At 27.8% G+C, this 16,690-nt stretch carries 17 protein-coding genes; all 17 read right to left on the bottom strand.

Going from position 1 to position 16,690, the window contains the following annotated elements; translation table 11 throughout:
* The 17 genes from rpoZ to spoIIGA all read right to left on the bottom strand — a co-directional run bounded on the left by rpoZ (nucleotide 1) and on the right by spoIIGA (nucleotide 16,494).
* Complete coding sequence (gene rpoZ, locus AC4FQV_RS02305) at nucleotides 1-213, bottom strand: DNA-directed RNA polymerase subunit omega (protein WP_491139084.1); 213 nt, start codon at nucleotides 211-213, stop codon at nucleotides 1-3.
* Nucleotides 194-844: a guanylate kinase gene (gmk, locus tag AC4FQV_RS02300; protein ID WP_491139085.1), complete on the bottom strand. Its 651-nt coding sequence runs from the start codon at nucleotides 842-844 to the stop codon at nucleotides 194-196. The genes rpoZ and gmk overlap by 20 nt, the downstream gene beginning before the upstream one ends.
* Nucleotides 834-1,103, bottom strand: a complete 270-nt coding sequence (gene remA / locus AC4FQV_RS02295) for an extracellular matrix/biofilm regulator RemA (RefSeq protein WP_003458433.1) — start codon at nucleotides 1,101-1,103, stop codon at nucleotides 834-836. Before remA ends, gmk begins: the two co-directional genes overlap by 11 nt.
* A 13-nt stretch (nucleotides 1,104-1,116) precedes the next feature.
* Nucleotides 1,117-2,001: a YicC/YloC family endoribonuclease gene (locus tag AC4FQV_RS02290; RefSeq protein ID WP_491164178.1), complete on the bottom strand. Its 885-nt coding sequence runs from the start codon at nucleotides 1,999-2,001 to the stop codon at nucleotides 1,117-1,119.
* A 190-nt stretch (nucleotides 2,002-2,191) separates the two neighbouring features.
* The gene (locus AC4FQV_RS02285) at nucleotides 2,192-3,589 is read right to left on the bottom strand and encodes an NCS2 family permease (RefSeq protein WP_491139087.1); all 1,398 of its coding nucleotides are present in this window, start codon (nucleotides 3,587-3,589) and stop codon (nucleotides 2,192-2,194) included.
* Nucleotides 3,590-3,826: 237 nt separating this feature from the next.
* On the bottom strand, nucleotides 3,827-4,810 hold the full coding sequence (locus tag AC4FQV_RS02280; RefSeq protein WP_491139088.1) for an asparaginase: 984 nt from the start codon (nucleotides 4,808-4,810) through the stop codon (nucleotides 3,827-3,829).
* 228 nt (nucleotides 4,811-5,038) lie between these two features.
* On the bottom strand, nucleotides 5,039-6,514 hold the full coding sequence (spoIVA, locus tag AC4FQV_RS02275) for a stage IV sporulation protein A (RefSeq protein ID WP_491139089.1): 1,476 nt from the start codon (nucleotides 6,512-6,514) through the stop codon (nucleotides 5,039-5,041).
* Between the two features lie 246 nt (nucleotides 6,515-6,760).
* Nucleotides 6,761-7,756 (bottom strand): NAD(P)H-dependent glycerol-3-phosphate dehydrogenase, encoded by a 996-nt coding sequence (locus tag AC4FQV_RS02270; RefSeq protein WP_491164176.1) that lies wholly within the window; start codon nucleotides 7,754-7,756, stop codon nucleotides 6,761-6,763.
* Between the two features lie 4 nt (nucleotides 7,757-7,760).
* On the bottom strand, nucleotides 7,761-9,077 hold the full coding sequence (der, locus tag AC4FQV_RS02265) for a ribosome biogenesis GTPase Der (RefSeq protein WP_491139091.1): 1,317 nt from the start codon (nucleotides 9,075-9,077) through the stop codon (nucleotides 7,761-7,763).
* A gap of 2 nt (nucleotides 9,078-9,079) precedes the next feature.
* Nucleotides 9,080-10,417: a DUF512 domain-containing protein gene (locus AC4FQV_RS02260; RefSeq protein WP_491139092.1), complete on the bottom strand. Its 1,338-nt coding sequence runs from the start codon at nucleotides 10,415-10,417 to the stop codon at nucleotides 9,080-9,082.
* A gap of 225 nt (nucleotides 10,418-10,642) precedes the next feature.
* Complete coding sequence (locus AC4FQV_RS02255; RefSeq protein WP_491139093.1) at nucleotides 10,643-12,358, bottom strand: HAMP domain-containing sensor histidine kinase; 1,716 nt, start codon at nucleotides 12,356-12,358, stop codon at nucleotides 10,643-10,645.
* 13 nt (nucleotides 12,359-12,371) lie between these two features.
* On the bottom strand, nucleotides 12,372-13,076 hold the full coding sequence (pgeF, locus tag AC4FQV_RS02250; RefSeq protein ID WP_491164173.1) for a peptidoglycan editing factor PgeF: 705 nt from the start codon (nucleotides 13,074-13,076) through the stop codon (nucleotides 12,372-12,374).
* Between the two features lie 137 nt (nucleotides 13,077-13,213).
* Nucleotides 13,214-13,663: a transcriptional regulator NrdR gene (nrdR, locus tag AC4FQV_RS02245; protein WP_491139524.1), complete on the bottom strand. Its 450-nt coding sequence runs from the start codon at nucleotides 13,661-13,663 to the stop codon at nucleotides 13,214-13,216.
* 61 nt (nucleotides 13,664-13,724) lie between these two features.
* Nucleotides 13,725-13,997 (bottom strand): YlmC/YmxH family sporulation protein, encoded by a 273-nt coding sequence (locus AC4FQV_RS02240; protein ID WP_491139095.1) that lies wholly within the window; start codon nucleotides 13,995-13,997, stop codon nucleotides 13,725-13,727.
* Between the two features lie 119 nt (nucleotides 13,998-14,116).
* Nucleotides 14,117-14,890 carry an RNA polymerase sporulation sigma factor SigG gene (gene sigG, locus AC4FQV_RS02235; RefSeq protein WP_491139096.1) on the bottom strand — a complete coding sequence of 258 codons (774 nt, stop codon included), beginning with the start codon at nucleotides 14,888-14,890 and terminating at the stop codon, nucleotides 14,117-14,119.
* Between the two features lie 74 nt (nucleotides 14,891-14,964).
* A complete protein-coding gene (sigE, locus tag AC4FQV_RS02230) occupies nucleotides 14,965-15,672 on the bottom strand; it encodes an RNA polymerase sporulation sigma factor SigE (RefSeq protein ID WP_491139097.1) in 708 nt (235 codons plus the stop codon).
* Nucleotides 15,673-15,687: 15 nt separating this feature from the next.
* Nucleotides 15,688-16,494, bottom strand: a complete 807-nt coding sequence (gene spoIIGA, locus AC4FQV_RS02225; protein ID WP_491139098.1) for a sigma-E processing peptidase SpoIIGA — start codon at nucleotides 16,492-16,494, stop codon at nucleotides 15,688-15,690.
* Between the last annotated feature and the right edge of the window lie 196 nt (nucleotides 16,495-16,690).

Here is a 16,690-nt window from a genome sequence, read left to right as displayed (position 1 = left end):
TTATTTCTCCTCAGTATCTTTGTAATTTACAAATCCTTCATCAATTTCATTTATAGCTATTGTTAAAGGTTTATTTGAATCAACATCAACAAAAGTTTCAGCACCGTCAATTATTTGTCTTGCTCTTTTAGCACTTAATATTACTAAAGAATATCTATCTTCTACCCTTTTTAATAAATCAACGATTGATGGATTAATCATAGAGTTGTTCATGCATCTCGTCCTCCTTTGACTCTAATAAATTTTCTTTTAATCTATCTACTCTACACTTTTCAGCTAATAATATAGCTTCTATTTTCTTTACTGCATCTTCTACATTATCATTAACTACTGCATAATTATATTTTGACACATAATTAATTTCTTTATAAGCTGATTTAAATCTTGTCATTAAACTCTCTGGAGTTTCACTACCTCTTTTTATTATTCTTTGTTTAAGTTCTTCCATTGAAGGAGGTAAAATAAATATAAACACTCCATCAGTAGCCTTTTCTTTAACCTTTAAAGCACCTTGTATATCTATTTCTAATATTACATTTTTTCCTTCTTCAAGCATCTTCTCAACACTTGATTTAGGTGTTCCATAATAATTTCCATAAACTTCAGCATACTCTAAAAAATCATCTTCAGCTATTTTTTCTTTAAATTTTTCCTTTGTCAAGAAATGATAATTTACTCCATCAATTTCTCCAACTCTAGGATTTCTAGTTGTTGCAGAAACAGAAATAAATATGTCATCATGTTTTTCTAATAGAGCTTTACAAATAGTTCCTTTTCCTGCACCTGAAGGACCAGAAATAACTATTAAAACTCCTCTGTTATCTTTATGTATCTTATTCATCATCTTCAACAACTACTTCTTCCTTAGTTGATAATCTGTGAGCCACTGTCTCAGGTTGAACAGCTGAAAGAATTACATGGTCTGAATCTGTAATTATTACGGCTCTTGTTCTTCTACCATAAGTTGCATCTATAAGCATACCTCTATCTCTAGCCTCTTGTATGATTCTCTTTATAGGTGCTGATTCAGGACTTACTATTGCTACTAATCTATTAGCTGAAACTATGTTACCAAAACCAATATTAATTAATTTTATACTCATTTGCTACCTCCTATTATTCTATGTTTTGCACTTGTTCTCTAATTTTTTCAATAATATTTTTTATATCTATAACCTTATTGGTTATTTCCAAATTAGTTGACTTTGATGCTATTGTATTAGCTTCTCTATTCATCTCTTGTATTATGAAATCTAGCTTTCTACCTATTGTTTCATCTAAAGTTAAAGTTTCTCTTAGTTGATTTATATGACTTTTAAGTCTTATTATCTCTTCATCAATTGAAACTTTATCAGCAAAAACAGCAATTTCCATAGCCAATCTGTTTTCATCTACTGGAATTTCTTCTAATAAAGTTTTAAGCCTATCTTCTAACTTTTCTTTATAAGAAGCCACAATAACTTCTGCCTTTTCTTCTATAAAGGATACTATCTCCTCTATTAAACTACATTTAACTAATATATCATTAGCTAATTTCTCACCTTCAACTTTTCTCATAGAAATCATATTTTCTAAAGATATCTTTAGTAGTGAGTTTATTTCTTCCCATATAGCTTCTAAATCTTCTGATTTTTCTTCTATAGTTATTACATCTTGGTATTTAGCAACTAATGATAAACTTAAATCATCTTGTAAATTAGGAAATAAAGATTTTAAATCATTTAAGGCACTTACATAACTTTTAGCTAAGTCTTCATTTAAAAGTGCAACCCCTTGATTTTTAGCATAATCCTTATAATTTATAAAGATATCTACCTTTCCCCTGCTAAGTTTAGAAGAAACCATATTTCTTACCTTTTCTTCTAAAGAAACCATACTTCTTGGCATTCTTATGTTGATGTCTAAATATCTATGGTTTACACTTTTCATTTCTAAAGAAAAAACCTTATCTTTTCCTTCTTCACTAGTTGCTCTCCCAAAACCAGTCATACTTTTAACCATAAAGAGAGCCTCCTTGAAAATAATCTAAATATAGATTAATATAAATTCTAATTAATAACAAGTTATTTTTCACAAAATGTTAACATTTATTTTTAATATCCTAGTAAAAATAAAAAATAGACTTTACTTAAGAAATTAAAATCAACTTTTTAATTTCTTATAGCAAAGTCTATTTAAATTTTAAAATATTTTATCCCATCATTTTTGTAATTAAAGGCATACAAAGCTTTATTATAAATATAATAGCTAATATTATCATAACTAAGGATAATGGTTTTTTATCCTTCTTATCTTTTGCAAAAATATTTTGTAAAAGATTTAAAATAACATAAGCTAAAACTCCAATAGTTAATCCATCTCCTATGCTATATGTTAAAGGCATTAAAGCTATTATTAAGAAAGCTGGAACCGCCTCTGTAATATCACTAAAATCAATTTTTAATACACTAGTTAACATTAAATATCCAACATATATTAAAGCTGGTGCAGTTGCACATGCAGGTACTGCCACAAATATTGGAGAAAAGAACATAGCAATAAAAAATAATGCTCCTATTGTTATTGCAGTTAAACCAGTCCTTCCACCTTCTTCAACGCCAGTAGCACTTTCTACATAAACTGTTACAGTAGATGTTCCTAGTAATGCCCCTGCTGTAGTAGCTACAGCATCTGTCATTAAAGCCTTCCCTGCATTAGGCACTCTTCCTTTTTTATCTAACATATTAGCTCTTGATGCAACTCCTATTAAAGTTCCTACTGTATCAAAAAAATCCACAAATAAGAAAGTAAATACTATAGTTATAAAGTTAAATATATTTTCTGATGAAGATAAGTAAGAAAAGTCTATTTTACCAGCTATAGGTGCTATAGATTCAAATTTAAATATTCCGTCTGGTAAGTATATCCCCATATTAGCTGCTGCCTCTGTATTTATTAAAGCATATCCCCAAGCTAAAAGAGTTGAAACAACTATACCAACTAGCATAGCTCCCTTTACTTTTTTCTTTTCTAAAATTATTATTATACAAAGTCCTACTAAAGCAATTAGCATTTTAGGACCAACTTCTCCCATAGCTACCATTGTATCTGGATTACCAACAACTATTCCTGCTCCATTAAAACCTATAAAAGCAATAAAAAGACCTATTCCTGCTGTAACTGCATATTTTAAATTTATTGGAATTGCATCTACTACAGCTTCTCTAACTTTAAATAAAGATAAAAGTATAAATATTATTCCTTCTACAAAAACTGCTGTAAGAGCTACTTCCCAAGAAATTCCCATTCCTATAACTACTGAAAATGTAAAAAATGCATTTAATCCCATACCAGGAGCTAGTCCAAAAGGTAGCTTAGCATAAATCCCCATTATTAAACATCCAATAACTGCTGAAATACATGTTGCAGTAACTACTGCACCAGCTGGCATTCCTGCTGCACTTAAAATAGATGGATTAACTGCAATTATATAAGCCATAGCTAAAAAACTTGTTGTACCTGCTAAAAATTCTCTCTTATATTCACTTTTATTTTCAGGTAAAACTCTTAAGTTTTCATTTTTACCTAAAGCTTGAATCTTATTTTCCATAAAGACCTCCATTTTATTTAAAATAATAAAAAAAGCTATTTTAAGTTTCATAAACCTAAAATAGCTTTTTCATTTATCGAATAAAACTCTAATAGATTTAATCCGCCTTTACAAACACGAACATTTTTCTGAATAAAAATATTTTTGTCTGTCTACGAATGTTATTTTACACTATTTAAGTTTATTATTCAATAATAATACGAATATTTTTTATATTATTTTATTAAATGTATGCTTTTAATATCTTTCCTTCTCAAAACTATGCTTAATGTATCTATAATCATTATTGAAAGAAAGAAGTGTTAAAAGCTTTATTCTTGCCTTCTGACTTGGCATACTTTCTCCAAAAATAACACCTAATTCTTTAAGATGTTTTCCTCCACCTAAATACCCATAACTATCACTAACTCTTCCTTCAAAACATCTAGATGTTAAAACAACAACTATTCCTTTTTCAATAGCCTCTCTAATAGCATCAACCATAGTAGGAGGAACATTTCCTCTACCTAAGGCTTCAATTACTATTCCATCATATCCTTTTTCTATACAATGATATATAAAATCTCCATCCATTCCTGCAGCACATTTTATAATAGCTACTTTTTTATCTACATTTTCTAAAGGAACAAAATCCTCTCTTAAAACCTTTCTATCAAATATAACTTTATTATTATCAACTACACCAATAGGACCAAAGTTTGGAGTTCTAAAAGCATTTAAGGCCATTGAATTTGCCTTAGTAACCTCTGATGCACTATTTAATTCTCCATTAAAGCAAACTAAAACCCCTCTATTTTTAGCTTCTTCTGAAGCTGCAGTACATATTGAAGCAGCTAAATTTGCAGGACCATCATATCCTAATTCTGAACCACTTCTCATAGCACCTGTAAAAACAATAGGTTTACTAGTTTTTGTTGTTAAACTTACAAAATAAGAAGTTTCCTCTAAGGTATCTGTTCCATGAGTTACAACAACTCCATCTATGTCATCTCTTTCAACTAAAGCATTTATAAACTTAGATAGTTCAAACATTATTTCAGGAGTTATATGAGGACTCGGTAGAGAAGAAAAACTATGGGATTCTATTGTTGCAAAACTCTCTATACCTGTTACCATAGCCATTATTTCTTCTCCTGTCAAACTAGGAACTGCAGCCTTTATCCTCTCATCTACTTTCATTGATATTGTTCCACCATTAAAAATTACAGCTATTTTCTTCATGAGCACCTCCAAATTTTATTTTAAAAGTATAAAATATAACTTAAATTTTAAATAATTTATTTATCTTAAGTTTCCTATACCTAAAATTTAATATTTCTCTTAATAATTATAATCTTTTTACAAATTTTATAAAACTAATAATTTTTTATTATATATATTAATAATATTTTTTAAATAAAAAAACCCATAAAGTCTAAAACCTTATGGGTTATATTTATTTAAACTAATTTAGAAAATAATACAAATTAAATTTCCTTCCCCTTCATTTATAATTCTTTGAAGAGTTTTTTGTATCTTACTTTGAATATCATCTGGCATTTTATATAATTTACTTCTCAAACCTTCTTGAACTAAAGTTTCTAAAGATTTTCCAAACATATTACTTTGCCATAACTTTTCAGGGTCACTTTCAAATTGTTCAAGTAATGTTTTAAACACTTCTTGTGTTTCCTTCTCAGTTCCCATTATAGGGCAAATCTCTGTTTGTATATCAGCTTTTATTAAATGTAAGCTTGGTGCACTTGCTTTAAGCTTAACAACATATTTAGAACCTTGTCTTCCTATATCAGGTTTTTCAAATTTCATTTCTGATAACTGTGGTGCTACTAAACCATATCCAGTTTCTTTTACACTAGTTATAGCCTCTGCTACCTTATCATATTCAGATTTTGCTTTATGCAACTCTTTAATTAAAGCTATTAAATCGCTTTCATCCTTTAATTCCTCATTGCACATTTCACTTATTATCTTATAGAATATGCCATTTTTAGGTGTCATCTCAACTCTTACTGTTCCATCACCTAAGTTCATTTCGCTTATGTTAGCATTTCCTAAGAAATCTTCTCCATAAGTACTAAGTAGAGCTTTAACATCTCTAATTTTTTCTATGTTTTTACACATATCTTTAACTATGTCTATAAAATTAGCCTTTAACCAATGAGAAGGTTCTAGTTTTTCAATCCATGAAGGCATGTCTATATTGATTTCCTTAACTGGGAATTCTTTAAGTACTTTTGTAAATAAATCATTTATGTCCTCTTCATTCATATTAGCTACATCCATAATTTGAACTGGAACTCCATATCTGATTTCTAACTCTTTTTTTAAATCTAAAGTTTCCTCAGCCTTTGGTTCTAAGGAATTAAGTACTAATATAAAAGGTTTATCTATAGATTTTAACTCTGCAATAACTCTCTCTTCTGCATCTAGATAGTCTTCTCTGTCTATACCTGTTATAGTACCATCTGTTGTAACTACTAATCCTATTGTTGAATGGTCAGTTATAACTTTTCTAGTTCCTATTTCAGCTGCATCTTCAAAAGGAATTTCATAATCAAACCAAGGAGTGTTTACTTTTTTACTTTCTCCTTCATAAAAATATCCATTAGCACCCTTTACAATATATCCAACACAATCAACCATTCTAACCTTAAATTTAATACCATCTCCTAAAGAAATTTCAACAGCTTCATTAGGTACAAATTTAGGCTCTGTTGTATGAATAGTTTTTCCTGAACCACTTTGTGGCAGTTCATCCTTTGCCCTCTCTTTTTTATAAGCGTTATCAATTTTAGGTATTACCATTAAATCCATAAATCTTTTTATAAAGGTAGATTTACCTGTTCTTACAGGACCTACAACTCCAACATAAATATCTCCTTGTGTCCTCTCTGCTATATCTTTGTATATATTGAAATCTTCCAAGATACACCCTCCTACAAATATTATTAACAATATATATATATTAGAAATCTAGAAAAAGTATACTGTTTATAAAAATATATTTTCTCCTTAAAATTAAGACCAATTTATTTAAGGACTTAATTTATTTTTCTAATATTATGTATTAATATTATTTATTCAAGAACTCCTCTATAAATTCCAAATAATTAAAATATATTTTTATTTTATAAAATAAAAAGAGGTAGAATTTTCTACCTCTTAAAAACTTTAAATTTCTTCTTTTTTCTTATCTCTTTCCATTAATAAGCTTACAGCATCCTTAGCCTTTGCCCCTTTAAATAGAACTTTATATGCTATATCAGTTATAGGCATAGTAACACCTTCTTTTTCTTTTAATTCATAGAAAGCCTTACAAGCTTTTATTCCTTCAACAACCATACCTACTTCTTCAATAGCCTCTTCTGCAGTTTTACCTTGGCCTATAAGTATTCCAGCTCTTCTATTTCTTGAATGCATACTAGTACAAGTAACTATTAAATCTCCCATACCAGTTAGTCCAAAGAAAGTTTCAGCCTTTCCACCCATTTTAACTCCTATTCTAGCTATCTCAGCCATTCCTCTAGTCATTAAAGCAGCCTTAGAATTGTCTCCATATCCTATACCATCACAAACACCAGCTGCTAAAGCTATGATGTTTTTAACGGCACCACCAATTTCAACTCCTACAATATCATCATTTGTGTATATTCTGAAATTTTTATCCATAAATAAATCTTGAACTTTTTCTGCACATTCCATAGATTGTGAACTTGCAACTAAGGTTGTAGGGATTCCCTTTGAAACCTCTTCAGCATGACTTGGCCCAGATAAAACTACTACCTTGTTATTTGGAAGCTCCTCATTTATAACTTGAGATAATCTTAAATTAGTTCCTTCTTCTATACCCTTAGCTATGTTAATAAGAATAACATCTTCTGATATTTTATCCTTTATATTCTTACAAGCTGTTCTTATAACATGAGAAGGTACTGCAAGAACTACATAATCTGCTCCCTCTAAAGCTTCATCTAAGTCTTTATAAGCCGTGACCTTAGTAGGAATATTTAAATCTTTTATATACTTATCATTTCTTCTGTTTACGTTAATGTCATTTATTACATTTTCATCTCTATCCCACAAGGATACCGTAATACCTTTATTTCCTAATAATATTCCTAAGGAAGTACCAAAACTTCCTGCTCCTAAAAAAGCCACTTTACTCATAAAATTACTCCTTCCTAGCTCTATACTCTATTTCTATACCAGTTCCATCAAAATCAAAACTTTCTCTTAATTGATTCTCTAAATATCTACCATAAGAAAAATGTAGTAAATTAGGATCATTTACAAAGAAAACAAATTTAGGTGGTTTTGTAGCTACTTGTGTTGCATAATATATTTTTAATCTTCTTAAAGCTACAACTGGTGGTTCTTTCATTAAAACAGCTCTACTTATAACATCATTTAATAATCCTGTTGAAACTCTCTTTGAGTAGTTATCATAACAATATTTAGCTGTTGATAATATCTTGTGAACTCTTTGTCCTGTTAAGGCTGATATAAATAAATATTTAGCATATGGCATAAACTTAAGTTTTTGTTGTAAATCCTTTTGATAGTTATTTAAAGTTTTATCATCTTTTTCAATAAGGTCCCATTTGTTTACAACTACCATAATAGCTTTATTCATTTCATGAGCATATCCTATTATTTTTTCATCTTGCTCACTTATTCCTTGTTCTGCATCTATTACAAGTATAGCAACATCAGCCTTTTCTATAGCTGCATAAGTTCTAATTACGCTATATCTCTCTATTTCTTCTTTTACTTTACTTTTTCTTCTTAAACCAGCAGTATCAACTAAAATAAATTTTCCTTCTTCTGTTTCTAAATAACTATCTATTGAATCTCTAGTTGTTCCTGGAATATTACTTACTATAACTCTTTCTTCACCTAATAATCTATTTATAAGTGATGATTTACCTACATTTGGCTTACCTATCATAGCTATTCTTATATATTCATCATCCTCTTCATCTTCTGAAGGATCATTAAAGTACTTAACAACTTCATCTAGCATATCTCCAAGTCCTAAGCCTTGTGAAGCTGAAATTGTTATGGGGTCTCCAATTCCTAAATTATAAAATTCATAACTATTTTCTTCTAAAGCTAATCTATCTATTTTGTTGACTACTAAAACCACAGGCTTTTTGCTTTTTCTAAGCATTTGTGCAACCTCTTGGTCTGCTGCAGTAAGCCCTTCCTTACCATCTACAACAAAAATTATTACATCAGCCATTTCTATAGCGATTTGCGCTTGTCTTCTCATTTGCTTAACAATTACATCACTACTTTCAGGTTCTATTCCACCTGTATCTATCATAGTAAATTTTCTGTTTAACCATTCTGATTCTGCATATACTCTATCTCTTGTAACCCCTGGCGTATCTTGTACTATTGAAATTCTTTTTCCTGCTAACTTATTAAAAAGTGTCGACTTACCTACATTAGGTCTTCCAACCATAGCAACTATTGGTTTACTCATTATTATTCCTCCTCACAATGTTCATTAATTAAGTCTATTAGGTCTTCTCCTGTATAACTACAAACTATAACCTTAACTCCCAACCTCTCTTCAATATCCTTTGCTGTCAAATCATCTAACATTATTCTTTTTGTTATGTCTCCTGGCTCGTAACCTTTTCTAAACATGTTATCTGCCATAATTAAATATTCGCTATCTATATTATCCTTAAGTTGTGCAATAACATCTTGCCCTGTTAAAAGTCCTGCAACTGTTATTGTATGCCCAAAGAAATCATTTAAAATAACCTTACATTTAATATCTATATTATTATTTTCTTCTCTTATATCAGAACAAACCTTATCTAGTTCATTAAAACCAGAAGTTCCTGTAATAAGAGTAAATTTACCTTTACCTGTTTTTGTTAATTTATCTTTTATATCTACAGCCATAGTTTCTCTTAAAAGTCTTATCATTCCTACGCCATCTTCTAATTGTTCATATCCGCCATAGAATTCTTCCCCTGGAACATCTTCTCCAGCCATAACGTAAAATTCATCTGATAATCTTATAAAAGGACTTCCTGTTTCTTTTATGTATTTCTCTTGAAGAACTCTAATTCTATCTAGTTCCTCTTTAGCAGTTTCTTTATTAAATATTTCAAGGTCTGCTAAACCCTCTCTAAATTTTGTTATTCCAATTGGAACAGCAGCAACATTTTCAATAGAAGGACGTAATTTGTATAAGTCTTCTACAGTTCTTACTAACTCATCCCCATTATTTATTCCAGGCATAACAACTATTTGAGCATTTACAGTTATTCCTGCCTTAGCTAACTTTTCTAATCTTTCATATACATTCCCTGCAAATCTATTGTTTAGAATTTTTTTTCTAAGCTCTGGATTAGTTGTATGTACTGATACATTAATAGGACTTATTCTATATTTTATAATTCTATCAATATCTTCATCTTTCATATTTGTTAAAGTAACGAAGTTACCTTGTAAAAAAGAAAGTCTTGAATCATCATCTTTAAAATATAAAGTTTTTCTCATTCCCTTTGGTAATTGATCTATGAAGCAAAATATGCATTTATTTGTACAACTTTTGGCTTTATCTAATATGGCTTCTTCAAATTCCACCCCTAAATCTTCACCATATTCTTTCTCTATCTCAAAAGCCCAAACTTCTTTATTAGTCTTTAATAATTCAACTTCAACATATTCATCTGCTAATAAAAATCTATAATCAAGTATATCTTCAACCTTAGTACCGTTTATGCTTAATAGTATATCTCCCTTTTCAAAACCTAACTCCTCACCAATTCCTCCTGGTAAGACTTTAGCAATTCTACTTTTCATACGCTTCACTCCTATTTTAGTACTATCTATGTTATATTACCTTAATTAAATAATGTAGTCAACTTAAATAAGCTCCTACATATTTATAGTATTTATCATAGCTTATTATAAGATTAATTATTAACCTTTTAAAATTGCTTTAAACTAAAATTATTAAATATTAAAAGTAATTTCTAAAATTTTTAGAAATTACTTTTAAATTTCAAATTATCTTTATTTTAAGCTTTATAAATTTATAGGTATCTTTATTATAATCTTAGTTCCAACGCCTAATTTACTTTTTACATTTATTTCTCCATCAAAAAGTTTAACTATATGCTTAACTATAGCAAGGCCTAATCCTGTTCCTCCACTTTCTCTGCTTCTTGCCTTATCAACCCTATAAAATCTTTCAAATATTCTAGGCAAATCTTCTTTGCTTATTCCAATTCCATTATCTTCAACTATTAAAATTAAATCCATATCCTTTTTATATGTTTTAACCTTAACAAGTCCTCCACTTTCTGTATATTTAATTGAATTGCTTATAAGGTTTAAAAGCATCTGTTTAAACTTATCCTTATCCCCCATAAGAAGACAGTTACTTTTAGTGTCTAAAAATATTTCTACTCCTTTTTTCTTTCCTTGGTCATTTAAAAGAGTATATACTTTTTCGACTTCATTATCTACATTAAATTCTTCTAAAACAGTACTTCTTTTTTGTTCTATTTCATAAAGACATAATATATCTTCTAAAAGTCTTGCCAATCTATCAGATTCTTCATCTATTATACTTAAAAATTTATTTCTAGTTTCATCATCATCTACATATCTTAAAGTTTCTGCAAAACCTTTAATGGAAGTTAGAGGAGTTTTAAGTTCATGGGATATATTAGCCACAAATTGACTTCTCATATTTTCTAGCTTTTTAATGTCTGTAATATCTTGTATAACAACTACTGTTCCTATTATTTCTGGCTCATTTATTATACTTGCTTTTCTTATTTTTAATATTTTATAGTCATTATTATAATTTATCTCAATTTCAACTCTATCTTTATCACTAAAAAAAGCTTTTAAAACTTCCTCATCTTTTATATAATCTAATAATTTATTTCCAATGATTTCTCCACTTATACCAAAGATTTTTTTAGCATAAGGATTTATCATTAAAACATTCATTTCTCTATCAAAGGCTATAACTCCACTTCCCATACTTTTTAATATTGCCTCTAATCCATTTTGCTTACTTTTATATCTTTCTATAGTTATTTCTAATTCTTCAGCCATATGATTGAAACTTTTACATAAACTTTGAATTTCATCATCCTTTGAATTTATTTTTACTCTTTTATGAAAATTGCCACTTGCAATAGTTGAAGTTAACTTTTCTAATTCCTTTAAAGGATTTAAAATTATGTTAGTTATTTTTACTGTTAAAAGTAAAGATACAATTAAAGATAAAATAACCCCAATTAATAAATAATTACTATTTACTCCATCTAATATTTTGGCATTTTTAACAGCTATTGAAGTTCTAACAATAGAACCATCTCTTAATCGTAATGCACTATATATCATATTTTGATGAAGGTCATCACTATATCTTACACTACTTCCAGAACCACTTTTCATAGCTTCTTCTATTTCTTTCTTTTTTAAATAATTATCATCTTTAGGACTACCTTTCTTATAAGTATCAAAAATAACCTTTCCCTCTTTACTTATATAAGTGATTCTTATATTTTTCATATCACTATTTGAAGCTATCTGTTGCAATTCACTTTTAATGTTTTTATTATTATTCTCAAGTAAAAGTGCAATAACATTGTTATATTCATTTAAAATATTTTTAGAACCTTCTAAATACTTATGATTAGAAATTACTAAATAAACTGAGGTCATTACAGCTAAAAAGAAAGTTATGATTAAAGTAGTAAAAATAATAATTCTTTTTTTCATCTAAAGAACCACCTTACTTTATAAATAAGAAAGAAAATAATCTTCCTGCTTGTTCATTCTTTTCTCTATAGCTATGCATTTTAAAATTCTTATCGCAATAAGTACATATATCTAAGGAATTTATATTACTCTTTTTTACAAATCCTTCCAATTGAACTTCTATACACTTTTTAAGATTTAATTTTCTATTTAAAGCTACCTCTTCTCCAAATTTTTCTCTAAACTTATCTGCTAATTCAAGACTTACCTCATAACAACATTCCATTACATGGGGTCCTATTAAAAGTTTAATATTATTACATTCATACTCTTCTTTCATATATTCACAAGTTTTTTTAGCTATTTCATTATAAGTTCCCTTCCATCCACTATGAATAGCTGCTATAACATTTTTTTCTTTATCATAGGCTATTAAAGGAAGACAATCTGCTGTAAACACCCCTATAATAGTATTTTTTTCCTTTGTAACAATAGCATCACAATCTACATCACCTTTAAAATCTTTTAAAGTTGCATCTATAAACTTATCACTATGAATTTGATTTACGTAAACAACCTTCTTTACATTAAATATATCCTTTAAATCTTCTAAATTCTTTTTCCCTTCTTTATCTTCTTTTTTATAATTAATATTATTTAAAGCAGTAGAAAATCTAACTTCTATATCTCCATCCTTAAAAAATATAAATTCTTTATTACTAATTAATTCTCTTTTCATATTTTCACCTCAACAAAATTATATCAAAGTTTATTTTACCATATTATCACATTTATAATATTTATTAAATTAAAAGCAAGTTAAATTATTTAAACAAAGGGCTACTTTAAAGAATTTTCTTTAAAGTAGCCCTTAAATTATTTCATTAAACTTTTTATTTCTTCCATAAAGGTATTAATATCTTTAAATTGTCTATATACAGAAGCAAATCTTACATATGAAACTTCGTCTATTTCCTTAAGCCTCTCCATTATCATTTCACCTATGTAATTAGACTTTATTTCTACCATCATTTTATTACTTATGTTTCGCTCAATATCTAATGCAATTTCTTCTATTTGAGCTCTAGAAACTGGCCTTTTTTGACAGGCTTTTATTAACCCACTTATAATTTTTTCTTTATTAAAACTCTCTCTACTTAAATCTTTTTTTATAACAAGAATAGGAATATCTTCTACCTTTTCATAAGTTGTGTATCTTTTAGAACATTTTAAACATTCTCTTCTTCTTCTAATTGCATTGTAATCTTCTGCAGATCTAGAATCCACAACTTTACTTTCTTCATAAGAACAGTAAGGACATCTCATTTTAAAATCCACGCCTTTCTCTAAGTTGTAATAATATTATACCCTCTTTTTATTCTAATTTCTATATATATTTTTGAACATCTAGTATATTTTTCCCTTTTGAATCTATAAGTATAACATCAACTCCAACCTTATAAACATCAGACCATTCTATTTCTATATCCTCTGACTTGCTAAAAAAAGATGTTTTTTCTCCTGGAATTATAATGGATAATATTCTACTATCATCACAATCTATTTTAATATCTGATATTAAACCTAATTTCTTTCCTTCACTTAAATCTATAACTTCCATAGCTCTTAAATTATTCAATGAAAATAAATTTTCTTCCATTAAAAACTCCTCCTAAAAATTAATTCCTATAATTAATTTATATGTTTTAAATTTACTTTTATTAATTAATAAACATAAAATTTCTTTAAAATAAAAAATAGAGCTCAAAACTTTGAGCTCTATACATACTTCCTCATATGCTTTAATGCTATTTTTTCCAACCTTGAAACTTGTGCTTGAGATATTCCAATCTCTTCTGCTACTTCCATTTGAGTTCTTCCATTAAAAAACCTTAAATTTAATATAAGTTTTTCTCTATCATTTAACTTTTTCATGGCTTCTTTTATAGATATATTCTCAAGCCAACTGTCATCTTGATTTTTTGAATCACTTATTTGATCCATTACATATATAGCGTCACCACCATCATGATAAATAGGTTCAAACAATGAAACAGGATCTTGAATTGCATCTAAAGCAAAAACAACATCCTCCCTAGGAATTTTAAGCTCCTTTGCTATTTGAGATACAGTAGGCTCTTTATTATTTTCATTTACTAGCTTATCCCTTACAAGCAAAGCTTTATAAGCTATATCTCTTAATGACCTACTTACTCTTATGGTATTGTTATCTCTTAAATACCTTCTTATTTCCCCTATTATCATAGGAACAGCATAAGTTGAAAATTTAACATTTTGTGATAAATCAAAGTTATCTATAGATTTCATAAGGCCTATACAACCAACTTGAAACAAATCATCTACATTTTCGCCTCTATTATTAAATCTTTGAATTACGCTAAGTACTAGTCTCAGATTCCCCTTAATAAATTTCTCTCTAGCACCTTTATCGCCTTTTTGCATTTGTAGTAATAATTCTTTCATTTCTTTTTCTTTTAAAACTGGTAATTTAGCCGTATTGACTCCACATATTTCTACTTTATTTATCATCATAATTGAAATCAACCCCTTTGAAGTAATTCCCTTCCGCATTTTAATTATTACCTTTAGAGGTTAATTTTATACTATTAAATCATCTTGTTAATTTCTTTCTTTAACCTTTTTATTATTTTTTTCTCTAATCTTGAGATATAAGATTGAGAAATTCCTAGCATATCAGCAACTTCTTTTTGAGTTTTTTCTTTATATCCACATAGTCCAAATCTTAATTCAACAATTTCCTTTTCCCTATTTGAAAGATTTTTCATAGCTGTAAAAAGTAATTCTTTATCAACTTCATCTTCTATTAAATTATAAACAGTATCTTCCTCTGTCCCTAATATATCTGAAAGTAAAAGTTCATTTCCATCCCAATCTATATTTAATGGCTCATAAAAAGAAACCTCTGCTTTAACCTTACTGTTTCTTCTTAAATACATAAGAATTTCATTTTCTATACATCTTGATGCATATGTTGCAAGTTTTATTTTCTTTTCAGGATTAAAGGTATTTACAGCCTTTATAAGTCCAATTGTTCCTACAGAAATTAAATCTTCAACACCTACTCCTGTATTTTCAAACTTTCTAGCAATATAAACAACTAGTCTTAAATTTCTTTCAATTAAAATACTTCTAATTGCTTCATCCTTATCCCCTAGCTTACTAACTAATTCTTCTTCCTCTTCTTTACTAAGAGGAGCTGGAAGTACATCATTTCCACCTACATAATAAATAGGCTCTACCATAATATCTAATTTAGTAAATAACTTATTTAGTAAAAGTCTTATATTTAACATAACCTAATCACACCCCTATATAATTCCTCTAGATAATAAAGCTTCATACTCTCCCTCTTTACTTAACTTATTATCACAAAAACATAAAACAGCATCTCTTGTAATAACTTTTCCATCAATATCACAAAGCTTTATATCATCAAATTTAACCCCTTGCATATATCCAGAACTTCCATCTATAACTTTATATGGTATTTTAAATTTATCTCTTCCTTTTAGGTTTATTTCTTTAAATATTTCTCTTTCGACTATTATCACAGGTAATAATGTTGCAGGTTCTACAAGACCATTGCCTGTATCTAAAAAGGCCTTAATATTAACAACTTCAGAATTTACATTTATACTTAAATCGTATATAAAATTATTTATAATTGCTCTATTTTTAAAGTAATTCATAACTACACTAAATAATATATAACTTATAATAACTGAAAATATAATTGATTTAGTTGAATAATCTAAAATAAAAAAAGATTTAGAAATCTCATACTTATTTTCCATTAATGCGAACATAAAGCATACTCCACAAAAAGCAAAGGTTATAAGTAAAAAAGTTATATATCTTTTTATTATTGTCTTTAAATTTCTTTTTTCCAAAATTATGGTAACCATAATTAAAGAAAAAAGCATTTTTAAAGGAAGACTTGTAAGTATATTTAAACTTGGTATAAAAACAAATACAGTATAAATAGCTCCTAAAAACGCTGCTAATATTATTTTCCTGTAAACTATTTTATCTTTTAAAGTTTGTAAAGTTAAATATAATAGAAAAAAGTTAATTAAAAAATTTTCTAATATAACAATATCAACATATACAGTCATAACTAAACTCACTCCTACTTATAATTATAAAGCTTATCTCTCTAAAATTTTGTCATTATATATTGCATATGCATATTTTCTCTCGTGCTTTTTTTTAATATTTCTACAATTTTCTACTATATATATTTTTTTTAATATTACAATTATTTTTTTCATGTCTATTGTTGTAATGAAAATGTATTCATTAAATATAAGT

Source organism: Clostridium sp. TJA038 (assembly GCF_058310255.1).
This window is presented reverse-complemented; position numbering and strand designations above follow the sequence as displayed.